This window comes from Symbiopectobacterium sp. Eva_TO, assembly GCF_053848865.1.
The window spans coordinates 341751-358805 of the sequence record NZ_JBSPEY010000004.1; the positions used below are offsets into that span (position 1 = coordinate 341751).

A 17055-nucleotide genomic window follows, 5' to 3' on the forward strand; every position below is an offset into this window, starting at 1 on the left:
CTTTGTTGAATAAATAGAAAGTTTGGGTAATCATCGGATCAGATCACCATAGTTGTTTCAACATCAGGTCTCCATGGCAAAACAAAATTTTAAAATCACTAACTGGCCCTCCTATAACAAGGCCCTCAATCAGCGCGGTTCTCTAACCGTATGGCTAGATGAATCAGCCATTGCTGCATGGACGGAAAATACGACTACTGAACGGCGTGGACGACCGCTCCACTACTCAGATATGGCCATCACCACAGTCCTGATGATGAAACGCGTGTTTGGCCTTTCATTGAGGGCTTTACAGGGTTTTGTTGACTCGATTTTTAAACTGATTAAATTGTCGCTGCATTGTCCAGACTATTCGCTGCTCAGCAAGCGAGCAAAGACAGTGAACATCAGCATAAAAACGCCAACCCGTGGTGAAATCTCACATCTGGTCATTGATGGAACCGGCCTGAAGGTCTTTGGCGAAGGCGAATGGAAAGTCCGGCAGCATGGTGCCGACAGACGCAGGGTGTGGCGTAAGCTGCATCTGGCAGTAGACAGTGCGACGCATGAGATTATCTGTGCGGATTTGTCGCTCAGTGGTACGACTGATGCCCAGGCTCTACCGGCACTGATAAACCAGACCCACCGGAAAATCAGAGAGGCATCGGCTGACGGCGCTTACGATACAGGTTACTGCCATGATGCTCTGCTGAGGAAGAAAATAAGGCCGCTTATCCCGCCGCGAAGGGGGGCGCAATATTGGCCGGACCACTACCACGAGCGTAACCACGCTGTTGCAAATCAGCGCCTGAGCGGCAGCAACGATACCTGGAAAAAGAGGCTTTGTTGAATAATAGGGAATCGTGCTGTTTTACTATGCCCATTTTGGTAGAAAATGCTTATCACCTCAGGCATCCCGTTTTCTCATGATGCTTAACTGCATGATTTTACGTTGCTGGAAACAATCGTTTTACTGGGCTGGTAGCATAAAATCTGTTTATTCAACAAAGCCGGAAAAAGAAAGTGGGCTATCACCGACGCTCAGTGGCTGAAACGGCCATGTTCCGGTTCAAAACGCTTCTGGGTGGTCATCTAAGTCTGCGTGACTACGATGCTCAGGTGGGTGAAGCCATGGCGATGGTCAAAGCGCTTAACCGGATCACGCTATTAGGAATGCCGAACAGTATTCGCATCACGTAACAATCGACCTGGGGCACAGTCGTTACAAGTTCTGATTTATTCAACAAAGCCGCGTAAGGAGTAATAGCATGCAAGATCAACACGTCGATTGGGATTTAGCCCTAATTCAAAAATATAACTATTCCGGGCCGCGTTACACCTCGTATCCCACGGCGCTCGAGTTTAACGAACAGTATGATGATGCGGCATTCCGCCAGGCGATAGCGCGTTACCCTGAGCGGCCGCTGTCGCTTTATGTGCATATCCCGTTTTGTCATCGCCTGTGCTATTTCTGCGGTTGCAACAAGCTGGTGACGCGCCAGCAGCACAAAGCAGAAGAATATCTTGATGTGCTGGCCGTGGAGATTCGTCAGCGCGCGCCGCTGTTTGCCGGGCGCATCGTCACGCAACTGCACTGGGGCGGCGGCACGCCAACCTATCTCAACGAAGATCAAATCAGCCGACTGATGGCGCTGCTGCGCGAGAATTTCCAGTTTGCAGATGAGGCGGAAATCTCGCTCGAGGTCGATCCACGTGAAATCGAGCTGAATATCCTCGATCACCTGCGTGCGGAAGGCTTTAATCGCCTGAGCATGGGCGTGCAGGATTTCAACAAGGAAGTGCAACGTCTGGTGAATCGTGAGCAGGATGAGGCATTTATCTTTGCGCTAATTGAACGTGCCAAAGCGCTTGGCTTTACCTCCACCAATATAGACCTTATTTACGGTTTGCCGAAACAGACGCCGGAAAGCTTTGCGTTTACCTTGCAACGCGTTGCTGAGTTAAGTCCGCACCGGCTCAGCGTATTCAATTACGCCCATTTGCCGACGCTGTTTGCTGCCCAGCGTAAAATCAAAGATGCGGATTTACCGAGCCCCGCGCAAAAGCTGGAGATTCTGCGCCAAACCATTACCACGTTCACCCACTCGGGCTATCAGTTTATCGGCATGGATCACTTTGCTCGCCCAGACGATGAGCTGGCGCTGGCACAACGTGCCGGTAAATTGCACCGTAATTTTCAGGGTTACACCACGCAAGGTGACACTGACCTGCTGGGCATGGGGGTGTCGGCGATCAGCATGATTGGCGACAGCTACGCGCAAAATGAAAAGGTGCTGAAAACCTACTACGAAAAGGTGGGGGAGCAGGGCAATGCGTTGTGGCGCGGCTTGCGCTTGACGCACGATGACTGCATCCGTCGTGATGTGATCAAAAGTCTTATCTGTAATTTCCGTCTGGATTACGCAGCGATTGAAGCGGACTATGGCATCGATTGTCGCCTCTACTTCGCGGAAGATTTGCGCCTGCTGGCACCGTTGGTGCAGGATGGCCTGGCTGAATTGCACCCTACGGGGATCGTGGTAACACCGAAAGGCCGCTTGTTGATTCGCAATATCTGCATGTGCTTTGACAGTTATCTACGTGCTAAAGCACGGACCCAGCAGTTCTCACGTGTAATTTGACGGTGTTCGTGACGGTAATTGCCTACATTAGCCACAATTACCGATTATGCCGTGTACAGCGTTGTAGAATGTCAAAAAAATTGTGAGTCTTTAAATTTTGCACTCATTTTACCACTCACCTATCTGAGGTTATTAGGTTTTCTACCTTTATTTCACGGACTAGGTGGTGGGAAAATCAGCGCGTTGCTCTCCCGTTGTAGAAGTGTAGTGGTCAACTAATATTGGCCACCGCATTAGACTGTATGTAGAACAGTCGCTCAGATTCGTTTGGAGTTAAGCCGCCGTTATACCAGTGAGGCCGGATAGCGCTGTAATACCCCGTGATGTAGCGGATAATCGCGTCCTGGGCTTCGCTGAAGCTGTTGTAACCCTTTGTCGGCACCCATTCTGTCTTCAGGCTGCGGAAGAACCGCTCCATTGGCGCATTATCCCAGCAGTTACCCCGCCGACTCATACTCTGCTTTATCCGGCAGCGCCACAGGGCTTGCCGGTATTGACGGCTGGTATAGTGGCTGCCCTGGTCGCTGTGGAACATGACTCCTGTTGGTTGTCCCCGGAGTTCCCAGGCCATCTGCAACGCTTTAACTGTCAGCGCCGAGTCCGGCGACGTCGACATGGCCCAGCCCACCGGTTTGCGGGCGAACAGGTCTAGCACCACCGCAAGATAAGCCCAGCATTTGCCCGTCCAGATGTAGGTCACATCGCCGCACCAGACCTGATCCGGCGCGGTAACCGCGAACTGGCGGTTGAGATAGTTCGGTATTTCAACGTGTTCATTGCCGCCGCGTTTGTATTTGTGAGCCGGTCGCTGGCAGCTGGCGATACCCAGCTCCTTCATCAGCTTGCCAGCCAGCCAGCGCCCCATTTTGACACCAGAGCTGCCGGTGACGATGGTCGCGATACTTCGAGCGCCGGCAGAGCCGCCGCTGGCGTTCCAGGCTTCCATGACGCGACTACACTTAACCACGCGCTCACCGTCGGGTTCATTAGCGGAAGCCTGCCAGTGCCTGTAGCTGCTGCGATGTACCTCAAAAGTTTGGCACAACGCCGTGACCGGGTATCGCGCCCTCAGCCTGTCGACTACCGTGAACCGTTGAGTGAGTCCGACATTAAGAGCGCCGTAGCCTTTTTTAGGATTTCGTTCTCCATTTCAAGGCATTGGACTTTTTTCTTCATCTCACGCAGCTCGAGCTGTTCAGGGGTAAGAGGAAGTCCCGTTGGCGTTTTTCCCTGTCGTTCAAGGCGAAGCTTATTGACCCAGCGACTAATGGCAGAATGGCTGACATTAACCGCCTCTGCGGCCTTAACGTATGTGTAGCCGTGGTCGACAACCAGCTTTGCGGCTTCGAGCTTAAATTCCGCCGTAAAATGTTTACCCATGAGGTCACCTGTCGTGTTGATGAGGTGAGCATATCACCTCCGATCAGGTGGCCAGTATCAGTGTGCCACTACAAAGGGGATGCTGGCGATGTATTTTGACTGGTAGAATAATAACAGTGGCATGCTTATGAGACTGAAGTCTGAACACCCTGATGTAGCCCCCTGTAACAGCAGACAGTAGCTGTATCTCCAGATAAGAGATAGGCTTAGATATATGTCTAACAATCATGCTAATTTTGAAATGACCGGGATCCTGTTAGGGCAAGAAGTCCGTAAGCGTAAAACTCCGCAAGAGAAAATCGCCATCATTCAGCAGAGAATGGAGCCGGGGATGAACGTCTCCCATGTAGCCCGCCTGCATGGCATCCAGCCCAGCCTTTTGTTTAAGTGGAAGAAGCAATACCAGGAAGGAAGCCTCACCGCCGTTGCGGCCGCAGAAGAAGTGGTTCCAGCTTCGGCGCTGGCGACTGCCCTCAAGCAGGTCCGGGAGCTACAGCGCCTTCTGGGTAAGAAGACGATGGAAGTTGAGATCCTCAAAGAAGCAGTGGAGTACCGCCAGTCGCGAAAATGGATAGCGCACGCGCCCTTGTTGCCAAAGGACGGGGAATAGCTCTGGTCAGCCGCGCCATGAGCGTGTCGCGTGCGCAGCTGTCACTGCGGGTTAACCGTTCTGCCGACTGGCTGGACAGGCGCAGCAACCGGCGTAATGACGAAGCTGATGCTGAGATATTATCGGACATCCTCCGTATCATCAGCGACATGCCCAGTTACGGTTACCGCCGAGTGTGGGGTATCCTGGGTAAGCAACGTCGTGCAGAAGGACTTCCACCGGTGAACGCCAAACGGCTTTACAGGATAATGAGCGAGCATAACCTGCTGTTGTTGCATGATAAAATTGAACGTCCGAAGCGGGAGCATAAAGGCAAAATCGCGGTAGCAGAGAGCGATATGCGCTGGTGCTCAGATGGCTTCGAGTTCGGTTGTGACAACGGCGAGAAGCTGCGGGTGACGTTCGCACTGGACTGCTGCGACCGGGAGGCCATAGACTGGGCAGCGAGCACCAGGGCTTATGACAGTTCAACCGTGCAGGATGTGATGCTGAGGTCGGTGGAAAAACGCTTCGGTAGCGCGCTGCCGGATAAATCAGTGCAATGGCTGACGGATAATGGTTCAGCGTACACAGCGCATGAAACGCGGAAGTTCGCCAGAGAACTGAATCTGGAGCCCTGCACAACAGCAGTGAGCCGTCCACAGAGTAACGGCATGGCAGAACGGTTCGTGAAGACGATGAAGGAAGATTACATCGCCTTCATGCCAAAACCCGATGTGCGAACAGCGCTGAAGAACCTTGCAGCGGCGTTCAATCATTACAATGAAAACCATCCGCACAGTGCGCTGGGATACAACTCCCCAAGAGAATATCGGCGCCAGCGGGCATCGTTAACTTAAGAGACAAAAGCTGTCCGGAGATGGTGGGTCAAGATCAGCGAAGGCCGGCGGCGCTTCCCTACATTCTTGCTGTCGCGGTGGCGCACTTTCACCTTGGTTTTTTCTTTCTCTTTCCTCTTTTTCTTCTCTTCAGCACGCTTAGCCAGTACTTTTTTCGACGGCTTACCGTTGGTTTTTTCGCTTGGCGCTTTGGTTTTTGGACGCAACTCATCAATGACGCGCGCTTTCAACGGCTCATTTAAGTAACGGCTGATCTTGCCAAGCAGTAAGTGATCGTGGGCTTCCACCAGTGAGATGGCACACCCTTTTTTGCCAGCGCGTCCGGTACGCCCGATACGGTGCAAGTAGATATCGGCCGTCAGTGGCAAGTCAAAGTTGAAGACATGACTAACATCATTGATGTCCAACCCGCGTGCGGCAACGTCTGTGGCAATCAATACATTGACCAGTCCCTCGCTCAGGCGCGTGATGGCCTGATTGCGTTTGGCTTGCACCATCTCGCCTTCCAGATAGCAACTGTTGATACCCGCTTCACGTAACCAGGCTGCAAGTTCATGCACGCGCTCTCGCTTACGCACAAACACGATGGCTCGGGTGGTTTCCGGCTGTTTCAGCAAATGTGCCAGCAGCGCGGTTTTATGCTCAGTATCATCAGCGCGGTAAAACCATTGCAGAATCTTTTTACGCTCACGCCGTGAAGGGTCGGCTTCAATCTCAACCGGTTCTTTCAACAGTCGCTCTGCGAAATCTTTGACGGCATTGCCTTCCAGCGTGGCGGAAAACAGCAAAGTTTGTGTGCGCCAGCGGGTTTCACCAGCAATATGTTCGATATCCTGAGCAAATCCCATGTCGAGCATACGATCTGCTTCGTCCAGAATCAGCGTTTCCACTGCGCGACAGTCAAAGTTTTCTTCTTTGATGTATTGCAGCAGGCGCCCCGTGGTCGCCACCACAATATCCTGATTCTCGCTGAAGACTTCAGCGTGGTTCATGTAGGCCACACCGCCAGTGATGGTTGCTACGTCCAGATGGGTGTGCGCCGCCAACGCTTTAGCCTGCTCGGCGACCTGCATCGCCAGTTCACGCGTGGGCGTTACGATCAGAATACGCGGCGGACCTGATTTTTTACGGGGAAAGTCAATCAGATGCTGCAACACCGGCAGCAGATAGGCTGCTGTTTTTCCTGTTCCTGTTGGCGCGGATCCAAGGACATCTCTCCCGTCCATGGCGGGCGGGATCGCCGCGAGTTGAATGGCGGTGGGGCGCTCGTAGCCCATATCGCGCAAGGCATCTAGCAGGCTTTCATCAAGATCAAGATCGGAAAATTGGGTTGCAGTCATGGTCTACCTCTATTTGGGGCGCTGATTATAGACGCATTACGCGTGCACTTCATCATCTGTTTACACCGCCTCGGTGTCCTGTCGGCGGGATGCTTTCCCTGTTGCAGGGATTCCCTTATGCTACGGCGGTTTTCCGGAGGAGCAGCACATCATGCATCAGCACGCAGCGCGATCACAAACATTGCGGCGCAACGGGTTCACTTTTAAACAATTTTTTGTCGCGCACGATCGTTGTGCGATGAAAGTGGGTACGGATGCCATCCTGCTTGGTGCCTGGGCTCCGGTGCCGCAAACCGGCTGTGTGCTGGATATTGGCTGTGGTTCCGGCATTATCACCCTGATGCTGGCACAGCGTAGCCCAGACGCGGTGACGATCGATGCGGTTGAGGTAGAGCGCGAAGCCAGCACACAGGCACAAGAGAATAGTCAGGCCTCACCGTGGGCATCACTTATTACCGTGGTTAACCGTGATATTGAGACGTTTACGACACAAACAGCATCACGCTATGCGTTGATTGTCAGTAATCCTCCTTATTTTGCACCGGGCAGTGCGTGTCGGACCGAGGCGCGCAGCACCGCCCGTTATACAGAGAGTTTGTCCCATGAAACCTTACTCCACTGTGCTGCCAAGCTGCTGGAGCCGGAAGGGCGCTTTTGTGTGGTGCTACCGAGTCAGGTTGCCAGTGATTTTTGCAGCACGGCATGCCAACAAGGGTGGTCGATACGTCAGCGACTGGCCGTACGTGAGAGGGCAGAGGACCAACCGCATCGGGAACTGTTGACTCTGACGAAGCAAGCGGGCCCCTGCGAGAGGCGAACGTTGATTGTCCGCGCAGAAGATGGCAGCTACTCTTATGATTTTCGCGCATTGACCAAGGATTTCTATTTATTTATGTAGGATATTCCTTGTCGTTAACGATGGCTCGGGCACTCTCAGAAGCTAACGGTGCTATTGAACGTTTTTTCGCGTATGATCCCCTGACTGTCCCAGCTAAAGAACAGAAAGCTGCGCGACGTGTACGGATGTAAACGCCGACGCGCGAAGATACATGGGGCAGGCTGAGCACATAAAGAAGAAGGAACAAACTTTATCGGGAACTTTTGTTAACCGGTGGTGTCCGACTTACAGCTTGCTCAGATTATTTAATAACGATATGGCTGGCAGTACTATTTTACGTGTGGAGAACGGTTTGAGGAGACATTACCTCGGATGAGCGAGCAGCTAGCAGATCGCATTCTGGTTGAACGTGTCCAGAAAGGCGACCAGAAATCTTTTAATTTACTGGTGGTGCGCTACCAGCACAAAGTAGCGAATCTGGTGTCACGGTACGTTCCTCCTGGGGATGTGCCTGATGTGGTGCAGGAGTCGTTTATCAAAGCCTATGGTGCGTTGGAGTCTTTTCGCGGCGATAGTGCGTTCTACACTTGGCTGTATCGCATTGCGGTTAATACGGCCAAAAATTATCTGGTTGCTCAGGGGCGGCGACCACCGTCTAGCGACGTTGATGCCAATGACGCTGAAAATTATGAAACTGCCAGCGCATTAAAAGAAATATCGAACCCTGAGAACTTAATGTTGTCAGAGGAATTGAGAAGTATCGTTTTTCGAACCATTGAAGCGTTGCCAGAAGATTTACGGATGGCGATTACGCTACGCGAACTTGATGGCCTGAGTTATGAAGAGATAGCCGCCATTATGGATTGCCCGGTCGGCACTGTTCGTTCTCGCATATTCCGTGCGCGAGAAGCGATAGATAACAAAGTACAACCGCTAATTCAACGTTAACCCGGTTTTCGCGTTAACCATGATGGATTTGAAAAGGTAAGGATATGGGTATGCAGAAAGAGAAACTTTCCGCTTTAATTGACGGCGAGGCAGCGGATACCGAACTGCTTAACACATTGGGGCGGGATGCTGAACTGCAAAAAAGTTGGCAAAGCTACCATTTGATTCGCGATACGCTGCGTGGTGACGTGGCGCAGAGTGTCATTGAAATCGACATTGCCGCACGCGTTGCGCAGGCGATTGCCGAAGATCCGGTGCGCATTGCGCCTCAGGCTATTCCCGAAGCACAGCCTCATCCCGATACCTGGTCACGTTTGTCGTTCTGGGACAAAGTGCGTCCTTGGGCAAGCCAACTGACTCAGGTTGGTGTGGCCGCCTGTGTCTCATTGGCAGTGATCGTCGGCGTGCAAATGCAACGTTCCCCGGATCAAGCTCCGGAAGCGCAAAACGACATGCCAGCGTTTAGTACGCTTCCCGCCATGGGCACCGCCTCTCCGGTAAGCCTGAGCGTACCGTCTGAAAACGTGGTGTCGCACGGTGGTCAACGTCAGGTTGAAGCACAACGCAACCGCATCAATGTCATGTTGCAGGACTATGAGTTGCAGCGTCGCCTCCATTCGGAGCCGTTGCAAGGTCAGCAAGATGAAGAACAGCAGGCCGCTATTCAGGTGCCTGGCACTCAATCTTTAGGAACGCAGTCTCGTTAATGAAGCGTGTTGGGTTTGCTTTTTGCATTCTGCTCGGTTGCTCACCCTATTCAACAACCGTCCTGGCGCGACCTGCGTCAGGTACGTTGTTGCAGCCTCAGCCCTCGTCCTCGCTGCAACAGATGGGCAATGCTATTCGGGCATTGAATTATGAAATACATTTCATCAATATTTCCCCTCAGGGCATCGAATCTCTGCGCTATCGGCATGCCCGTATAGATAACCGTCCATTGGCGCAGTTGCTGTTTATGGATGGGCCTCGCCGAGAAATCGTGCAGCGAGACCGGGATATCAGTTACTTTGATACCGATCTAGAACCTTTCTCGCTGTCCGGCGATCACATCATCGATTCGTTCCCCAGCCTGGTTTATGCCGATCATCAATCGCTGTCCGCGTTCTATGATTTCATTCCGGCGGCAGGAAGAGTACGGATCGCCGATCGCCTGTGTGAAGGCATGCGTATTATTTCCCGGGATGGGACACGTTATAGCTACAGCGTATGGTTTGATGTCGCGACCAAACTGCCGTTGCGTATTGACTTGCAGGATCGCAATGGGGAACGGATGGAGCAATTTCTGGTGACATCGCTGGTGGTCAGTGATGATATCCGTGAGACGTTACGCCCATTATTAAGCGAAGGGTTACCGCCATTGCTGACGACACCATCGGTTGAAACGGTCGACCTGACCTGGATTCCTGAATGGCTGCCACAGGGCATGAAAGAGATCTCACGTACCCGCAGAACGTTGCCTGGGATCAGCATCCCGGTGGAATCGCGCCTGTTCAGTGATGGTTTATTCAGCTTTTCTGTTAATATCACGCCATCGTCAGAATCCCGTGCCGAGCAATATGTCACGACGGGACGGCGAAGCGTACACACAGAAATCCGCAATGGGTATGAAATAACCGTAGTGGGCGAATTGCCCCCAACCACGGCTAAACGCATTGCTGATAATGTCATTTTTCAATCGCAGTAAATTTGCAAGATGTAGGGCACAGGTATGATCAAAGAGTGGGCGACTGTGGTTTCCTGGCACAATGGCATGGCCGTGCTGCACTGTGAGCAGCGTTCTGGGTGCATCGGTTGTCAGTCGCGTAAAACCTGTGGCACCGGGCTTTTGAGTGAATTGGGACGGTCCGCTGAACAGGCGCTGCACGTTCCGTGCGAGCAACCCTTGCAGCCTGGTCAACGCGTTGAATTGGGTATTTCCGAAAGTAGTCTGCTGCGTTCCGCCATGCTGGTCTATCTGGTGCCGCTGTTGGGATTGTTTATAGGGGCGGGATTGTTGCAGTCGCTGTTCGCCAACGATCTGGCTGCGGTGCTGGGCGCGTTGCTGGGTGCCGCGTTGGCGTTTATCCTGGTACGCGGCTGGTCGCTTAAATTAGGCGAGAAACGTCACTATCGCCCGGTTATTTTGCAGATAGCCCTGCCGGGACAGCCGCTAAAAATCGAATCCTGAACCTCATTTAACTGGGTGAGCCGCTGCGCCACCCGGTCGTTTCTCACCGAGATATTCTCCGTCCAACGCGCGCGTGCTTGTCCTTAAACGTCATCTTTTTCCCGGTTGTCTGCCATGATGGAATAAAAGCGCCATAATCAAAGGGAATAAGGGTTGATGACTAGGTTTTCCGGCGTCTGACATGTAGAATGCATCGGTTCTGGTGAAAGGGGAAGGCATTGCCGCCATTTTCATCTCATGCGTATGCCAGACGGCAAGAATTTCAGAAATACCAAGGTAGAAAAACTTTCATAATGAAGCATATACGAAATTTCTCCATTATTGCCCATATCGAAAATTGACTGCAAGTCAAGAAGCGACAAGTTCCGCCAAATTACCAAAAAAACTCCGCCAATGCTGCGTTTCTCAAAAAACCAGTTCGACAAGCTACGACAACTTTAGACGCGTTAAGTCATCATTTTTGTGTCCATCTGTGTGTCCATATTTTATCATTGCCTCTATATCCGTGTCCGTGGTGGACACGGTGAGCAGTAAATCATGTCTATTTCAGATAGTTACCTGAAAGCTTGTTTGAACAAAGAACGGGCAAAGGTAGAAGAAAAGGCGGATCGAGATGGCTTTTGGGTGAAGATATCAAAAAAAGGGGCTGTGACTTTCTTTTACCGCTATCGATTCCTTGGGAAGCAAGACAAAATGACGCTTGGAGGCTACCCGGCTCTGACGCTCAAAGCCGCACGCGAAGAAGTGGAGCTATGGGCGTCAGTGCTGGTTGGCGGCGAAAACCCAAAGATAAGGCGAGATCTAGAGCGCAACAAGATATCGGCACGCTACACGTTCGAAGAGTTATTCCGAGAGTGGCACGGGGTCGTCTGTATTCAAAAAGGGAATGCAGCACAAGTGCTACGCTCGTTTGAAATACACGTTTTCCCCCGCATCGGGAAGTATCCAGCGGCAGAACTGACGATCCACAACTGGTTAACTCTACTTGATAAGATGGCAAAAGCCTACTCTGAGGTCACGCGCCGGATTATCAGTAACGGCAAACAGTGTTATTCATGGGCTGTAAAGCGTCAGCTGCTCAGTGTTAACCCGCTGCGTGAATTGACAGACCGTGATTTTGGGTTAAAAAAGGGGATGGGTAAGCGGACTCTCTCGCGTGATGAGATCGCCTTGTTTTGGCTTGCGACTGATGAATGCCGGATGTGTAGTGGCACACTGATACTGGCCACCTGAGCGGAGGTGATATGCTCACCTCATCAACACGACAGGTGACCTCATGGGTAAACATTTTACGGCGGAATTTAAGCTCGAAGCCGCAAAGCTGGTTGTCGACCACGGCTACACATACGTTAAGGCCGCAGAGGCGGTTAATGTCAGCCATTCTGCCATTAGTCGCTGGGTCAATAAGCTTCGCCTTGAACGACAGGGAAAAACGCCAACGGGACTTCCTCTTACCCCTGAACAGCTCGAGCTGCGTGAGATGAAGAAAAAAGTCCAATGCCTTGAAATGGAGAACGAAATCCTAAAAAAGGCTACGGCGCTCTTAATGTCGGACTCACTCAACGGTTCACGGTAGTCGACAGGCTGAGGGCGCGATACCCGGTCACGGCGTTGTGCCAAACTTTTGAGGTACATCGCAGCAGCTACAGGCACTGGCAGGCTTCCGCTAATGAACCCGACGGTGAGCGCGTGGTTAAGTGTAGTCGCGTCATGGAAGCCTGGAACGCCAGCGGCGGCTCTGCCGGCGCTCGAAGTATCGCGACCATCGTCACCGGCAGCTCTGGTGTCAAAATGGGGCGCTGGCTGGCTGGCAAGCTGATGAAGGAGCTGGGTATCGCCAGCTGCCAGCGACCGGCTCACAAATACAAACGCGGCGGCAATGAACACGTTGAAATACCGAACTATCTCAACCGCCAGTTCGCGGTTACCGCGCCGGATCAGGTCTGGTGCGGCGATGTGACCTACATCTGGACGGGCAAATGCTGGGCTTACCTTGCGGTGGTGCTAGACCTGTTCGCCCGCAAACCGGTGGGCTGGGCCATGTCGACGTCGCCGGACTCGGCGCTGACAGTTAAAGCGTTGCAGATGGCCTGGGAACTCCGGGGACAACCAACAGGAGTCATGTTCCACAGCGACCAGGGCAGCCACTATACCAGCCGTCAATACCGGCAAGCCCTGTGGCGCTGCCGGATAAAGCAGAGTATGAGTCGGCGGGGTAACTGCTGGGATAATGCGCCAATGGAGCGGTTCTTCCGCAGCCTGAAGACAGAATGGGTGCCGACAAAGGGTTACAACAGCTTCAGCGAAGCCCAGGACGCGATTATCCGCTACATCACGGGGTATTACAGCGCTATCCGGCCTCACTGGTATAACGGCGGCTTAACTCCAAACGAATCTGAGCGACTGTTCTACATACAGTCTAATGCGGTGGCCAATATTAGTTGACCACTACACTGTTGTCCACGTTACCCACCACGGCGTCGTCGTACTTGCCTTCTTGGGTTTTCAGGGATATGTTGTTTTTAAACACACCTTGTTTTTCCAGGCCAGAGTAAGGACTTGGACGGAAAATAAAGTCGAAGCGTTGGTTATCCAGCGCCGTGTTGTTTTCTACCACCAGCGCGCCGGGGTTGAAGTTATCCGTAAAACCATCCAGTTGGTTGCCAACAGCGATGCTGTTTTTCACTTTGTGCGCAACCGACTGACCTTCGCCACCCATTTTGAAGCCGTTGCTGGTGTTGTTCATGGCAATTGAATTCTCGATCACCACAACGCCGTTAGCGCCGTCTTCAATCTTGTTGAACAGGTCAAAACCATCGTCGATATTGTTGTGAGAGAATGCACCGCGAATCACGTTGCCTTCACCCACGCGCATTTTCACCGCAAAACCGTCGGCGTTGATTTTGCCAGGATCCTGGTTGCTGTGTGATTCTGAGTTCAGAATCAGGTTGTGACTTGCCCACAGCGGACGGCCTACGTCACCGGAAGAAGAAACCTGAATCCCGGTTTCGTCACAATGGTGCGCCAGTACTTGTTCGATGGTGTTGTAGCTGCCTTCGATACGGAACGGCTTCTCAGTGATTTCGACGCCTTTCACATGCCAGTGGCTGGCATTCAGTTGCAGGCCGTGAATCACTGCTTTTTTGCCCTGAGAGAACAGTTTTTTCGATGCTTTCTGGCTGCCGCTGGCGCTGACGGGAATGGAAGAAGCACTGTAATCGCCGTCTGCTAGCCATAAGGTTGCTCCTGCTGGCAATACGTTAATAGCGGTTGCGAAATCTAACGGGGCAGTTTTGCTGCCATCGTTGCTTGCCTGACCCTGCGCAGAAACATAGACATTTTTGGCATCGGCCATTTTGACTTTCTCTACGCTGAACGTTGCTTCTTTCGCTGCTTTATCATCGCCTTCTGTTGGCAGATAAACGATTTTGAAGTCACTGCCTGCGCTCAGCTTGGCAGGAACGCTTAGCGTCTCACCGGCTTTAACGGTATGTGCTGCGCCCAGCGCTTTATCGCCCTGAGTGATGGTAACGGTACCGGCATAGTTGGCACGCAGTTGCACGTCATAGTTATCGCCACCTCGTTATACACAAGTCCGCAACGCCTTATATGCCAAGGGTTAGCGGGCTGAAATAGGCAGCCGGTGGGGTTGTAAATGAAGTGAAACCGACGTGTACTATCGCCATTTACGGCGCTGAAAAATGACACGGGATTCAGATGGCTGGGCACACCAAGAACTGGAAGGGGTAAATCTTGGTGACACGAGGCTCAATAAGCGCGCCAAAGGGCTTTTGATACGGCTGGCTGAGAATCCGCAAGCCAGCATTCCGCATGCGTGCCTCGGATGGTCTGAGACGCTGGGTGCTTAACGCTTCATGGAGAACCAAGCATTCGAATGGCGAGACATTCTGCAACCTCACTGGCAGCGTACGCAGGAAAGGATCCGAGAACACGAGGTTGTGCTGTGTATCCAAGACACTACCGAGCTTGACTTCAACGGGCAGCAAATCCAAGGCTTGGGTCCCTTGAACTACGAAGCCAGGCGTGGTCTGTACCTGCATCCGACCTACGCGGTCAGTCCGGATCGCGTGGGGTTGGGCGTACTGGATGCGTGGATGTGGGCAAGAGAGCCGAAGGATGCAGACGGAAAACGCGATGGGCTCAAGGAGAGTACGCGCTGGCTCGAGGGATACGAGCGAGTTGCTGAACTCGCCTCGGAGTTGCCAAACACACGTCTGGTGTACTTAGCCGATCGCGAAGCGGATATCAAGGCGTTGATGCAGCTCGCTGATGACCTTGGCACTCCGGCTGACTGGTTGATCCGCTCGACTCATAATCGCAGTCTGGACTGTAATGAGAAGCTTTGGCAGAAGGTTGGAAAGACCGTGCCGGTGGGAGAAATCCAATTCGTTATGGCGGCTCGCGCGGGGCAGAAGGCGCGTACGGTGAAACAGGCGCTGCGCGTGAAGCGAGTGTCGCTGCGTTGCGGGTTGGCAGTGACTTGTGTGATAGCCAAGGAAATTGAGCCGCCAGCAGGCGTGAAGCCGGTCGAGTGGCGGTTGCTGAGCAATCGCGTACCTGAAGGACGAGAAGATATCGTGGAGCTGATCGACTGGTATCGGGCTAGATGGGAAATCGAGATGTTCTTCAATGTGCTGAAGAACGGCTGCTGTGTCGAAGCGTTACAGTTATCGACCGTGGATCGCATTGAGCGGGCATTGGCGCTGTTCATGATCGTGGCATGGCGCATCGCCTATTTAATGCGTATGGGACGAACCTGTCCAGAGCTGGACGCAATGTTGTTCTTTGATTCCGACGAGACTCATGGCGCTTACCTACTGATGAACAAGCGTATGCCCAAGGGCCGCCCTAAGCTAAACGAAGTATTGCGCTTAATTGCGCAACTGGGAGGCTTTCTTGCTCGAAAAGGCGACGGTGAACCAGGCGCAAAAACTATCTGGAAAGGCTTGCAGAAAGTCATGACGGCCGCCGAAACGCTACGCGCGCTCAGGCACGAACAGAGATGTGTATAACGAGGTGAGTTATCGCTCGCGCTCTTGGTCGAGGACATCACCTGCAATACTGGGGCAAATGCGGCAAATTTGAATTCCGGCGACGCTTTGGTTTGTGCCGGAGACGTCGTCAACTGCGCATCACTGACAGTTATTTTGGCGTTAAGTGATGCGAAGATGCCCACATAGTAATGATCTTTATCTAGCTTGGTGACGAGGTCCGCCCCTTTCACGTCTTTGCTTACCCAGTTGTCGCTGTCTTTGGGCGCATAGGATGTCACAAAACCGTCGTTGGTACGTTCCACCTTCATACGGAAAGGAGGGGTCTGTTCCAGGTTAATTTTTTCCTGAATATTGGTCTTGGTGATCTTGGCACCCGGTTACCCCACGGTTGCAGCACACCGTTGCGCACAATAGCTTGCAACCGGACTTCCGTATGGGATTTCTTATCCTGTGTCATGATGGCATTCATCACCATGTTGGAAGCAGCAGGGAACTCCTCATAGCCTTCCTTCAACGGATTTTGACGCGGTGCCCCAATAATGTCGCGCACCAGGATCCCAGCCCCTTCCTGTGCGGCCGGTTTAGTGCCATTTTCGGGGCCAAACTGATCGACGGTCACGGTTGCTTGCAAGGTAAAATTCACATTGGCAGGCAGCGTAGTGTAGAAGAAGGTTAGCCCATCGTGCGTGTTGGCGATTTTACCGCCGTGGCTCTCGATGTTGATCGGCGCTGATAGGTCGGCCTTATCGTCAACCGTCAGTTTTTTGCCGTTGATGGTGACATCATTAACGCCAATTTTTTCCGGCAGAACGTTGGAGGAGAAGTTAACGTCGGTCGATTGGCCGAAGGCGATGCTGTGCCATACCGGAGCGGGTTGTTCAGTTGCGTGTGCAGTCATGCTAAGGAACAGAAAGGACGGTGCCAGGGCTACCGTGGCAAGCCGTAAAGCACTGAGTTTCATTGTATCCCCTTGGGTATTGTTTATTGAGTTGTGGGGCTATGATGATAAAAATGAAACGCTATTTCTTTTTTTTGTCACAAATGGAAACATATAAAACAAAAGTCTGTTTTTCCTGAAACCGGAATTCACTATCCGCCGTCGCGTTTTAGCCATTTTTTCGGAAAAGATGAATTAAAAAAACCACCAGTAAGGTTTAGACTTGGGTACACTTTCTTTTTCCTTGCCTCGCGCGGCATTGTGGTATTTTTCGTTGAAAAATATGTAGTAATCTGCTGCGATAACGGGTTTACTTTCATCCAATTGAATCCGTGGGTTATCAATTCGTTTCATCAGGGT

11 protein-coding genes and 5 pseudogenes are annotated in these 17055 nt (G+C 52.3%); 11 read left to right on the top strand and 5 right to left on the bottom strand.

What is annotated here, in order from left to right; genetic code table 11:
* Nucleotides 1–73: 73 nt before the first annotated feature.
* Together ACWWJF_RS03790 and hemN are read left to right on the top strand one after the other, a co-directional pair.
* A pseudogene (locus tag ACWWJF_RS03790) lies at nt 74–1179 on the top strand (IS5 family transposase).
* A 68-nt stretch (nt 1180–1247) separates the two neighbouring features.
* Entirely contained in the window at nt 1248–2621 is a 1374-nt protein-coding gene (gene hemN, locus ACWWJF_RS03795) for an oxygen-independent coproporphyrinogen III oxidase (RefSeq protein WP_455868721.1), read from the top strand.
* Between the two features lie 211 nt (nt 2622–2832).
* On the opposite strand, the gene ACWWJF_RS03800 is transcribed toward hemN, so the two are convergent.
* Nucleotides 2833–4001 (bottom strand): IS3 family transposase gene (locus ACWWJF_RS03800; protein ID WP_455868400.1). Its coding sequence is split into 2 segments (ribosomal slippage): nt 2833–3746 and nt 3746–4001, totalling 1170 coding nucleotides; the frame shifts between segments, so codons are not numbered across the junction.
* A gap of 241 nt (nt 4002–4242) precedes the next feature.
* Here ACWWJF_RS03800 and ACWWJF_RS03805 point away from each other — a divergent pair.
* Nucleotides 4243–5450, top strand: a protein-coding gene (locus tag ACWWJF_RS03805; RefSeq protein ID WP_455870915.1) for an IS3 family transposase whose coding sequence is annotated in 2 segments (ribosomal slippage) — nt 4243–4564 and nt 4564–5450 — 1209 coding nt in all. Because the reading frame shifts where the segments join, the coding sequence is not laid out codon by codon here.
* Here ACWWJF_RS03805 and srmB read toward each other — a convergent pair.
* Nucleotides 5447–6790 (bottom strand): ATP-dependent RNA helicase SrmB, encoded by a 1344-nt coding sequence (srmB, locus tag ACWWJF_RS03810; protein ID WP_455868722.1) that lies wholly within the window; start codon nt 6788–6790, stop codon nt 5447–5449. The genes ACWWJF_RS03805 and srmB overlap by 4 nt on opposite strands.
* Nucleotides 6791–6941: 151 nt before the next feature.
* Here srmB and trmN point away from each other — a divergent pair, with 151 nt between their 5' ends.
* The 7 genes and pseudogenes from trmN (at nt 6942) to ACWWJF_RS03845 (ending at nt 13188) form a co-directional block, all read left to right on the top strand.
* Complete coding sequence (gene trmN, locus ACWWJF_RS03815) at nt 6942–7688, top strand: tRNA(1)(Val) (adenine(37)-N(6))-methyltransferase TrmN (RefSeq protein WP_455868723.1); 747 nt, start codon at nt 6942–6944, stop codon at nt 7686–7688.
* A gap of 312 nt (nt 7689–8000) precedes the next feature.
* The gene (gene rpoE, locus ACWWJF_RS03820; protein ID WP_455868724.1) at nt 8001–8576 is read left to right on the top strand and encodes an RNA polymerase sigma factor RpoE; all 576 of its coding nucleotides are present in this window, start codon (nt 8001–8003) and stop codon (nt 8574–8576) included.
* Between the two features lie 50 nt (nt 8577–8626).
* On the top strand, nt 8627–9283 hold the full coding sequence (gene rseA / locus ACWWJF_RS03825; protein WP_455870916.1) for an anti-sigma-E factor RseA: 657 nt from the start codon (nt 8627–8629) through the stop codon (nt 9281–9283).
* The gene (gene rseB, locus ACWWJF_RS03830; protein ID WP_455868725.1) at nt 9283–10260 is read left to right on the top strand and encodes a sigma-E factor regulatory protein RseB; all 978 of its coding nucleotides are present in this window, start codon (nt 9283–9285) and stop codon (nt 10258–10260) included. The genes rseA and rseB overlap by 1 nt, the downstream gene beginning before the upstream one ends.
* Nucleotides 10261–10284: 24 nt before the next feature.
* The gene (gene rseC, locus ACWWJF_RS03835; protein ID WP_455868726.1) at nt 10285–10743 is read left to right on the top strand and encodes a SoxR-reducing system protein RseC; all 459 of its coding nucleotides are present in this window, start codon (nt 10285–10287) and stop codon (nt 10741–10743) included.
* Nucleotides 10744–11280: 537 nt separating this feature from the next.
* A pseudogene (locus tag ACWWJF_RS03840) lies at nt 11281–11967 on the top strand (tyrosine-type recombinase/integrase); the annotation flags it as partial.
* Between the two features lie 52 nt (nt 11968–12019).
* Nucleotides 12020–13188 (top strand): IS3 family transposase gene (locus tag ACWWJF_RS03845; RefSeq protein ID WP_455868400.1). Its coding sequence is split into 2 segments (ribosomal slippage): nt 12020–12275 and nt 12275–13188, totalling 1170 coding nucleotides; the frame shifts between segments, so codons are not numbered across the junction.
* 7 nt (nt 13189–13195) lie between these two features.
* On the opposite strand, the pseudogene ACWWJF_RS03850 reads toward ACWWJF_RS03845, so the two are convergent.
* Nucleotides 13196–14317, bottom strand: a pseudogene (locus ACWWJF_RS03850) (right-handed parallel beta-helix repeat-containing protein); the annotation flags it as partial.
* A 127-nt stretch (nt 14318–14444) separates the two neighbouring features.
* On the opposite strand from ACWWJF_RS03850, the pseudogene ACWWJF_RS03855 reads away from it, so the two are divergent.
* Nucleotides 14445–15776: pseudogene (locus ACWWJF_RS03855) on the top strand (IS4 family transposase).
* An 8-nt stretch (nt 15777–15784) separates the two neighbouring features.
* Here ACWWJF_RS03855 and ACWWJF_RS03860 read toward each other — a convergent pair.
* Both ACWWJF_RS03860 and ACWWJF_RS03865 read right to left on the bottom strand, forming a co-directional pair.
* A pseudogene (locus ACWWJF_RS03860) lies at nt 15785–16719 on the bottom strand (right-handed parallel beta-helix repeat-containing protein); the annotation flags it as partial.
* Nucleotides 16720–16890: 171 nt separating this feature from the next.
* Nucleotides 16891–17019 carry a hypothetical protein gene (locus tag ACWWJF_RS03865; protein ID WP_455868727.1) on the bottom strand — a complete coding sequence of 43 codons (129 nt, stop codon included), beginning with the start codon at nt 17017–17019 and terminating at the stop codon, nt 16891–16893.
* Nucleotides 17020–17055 lie beyond the last annotated feature (36 nt).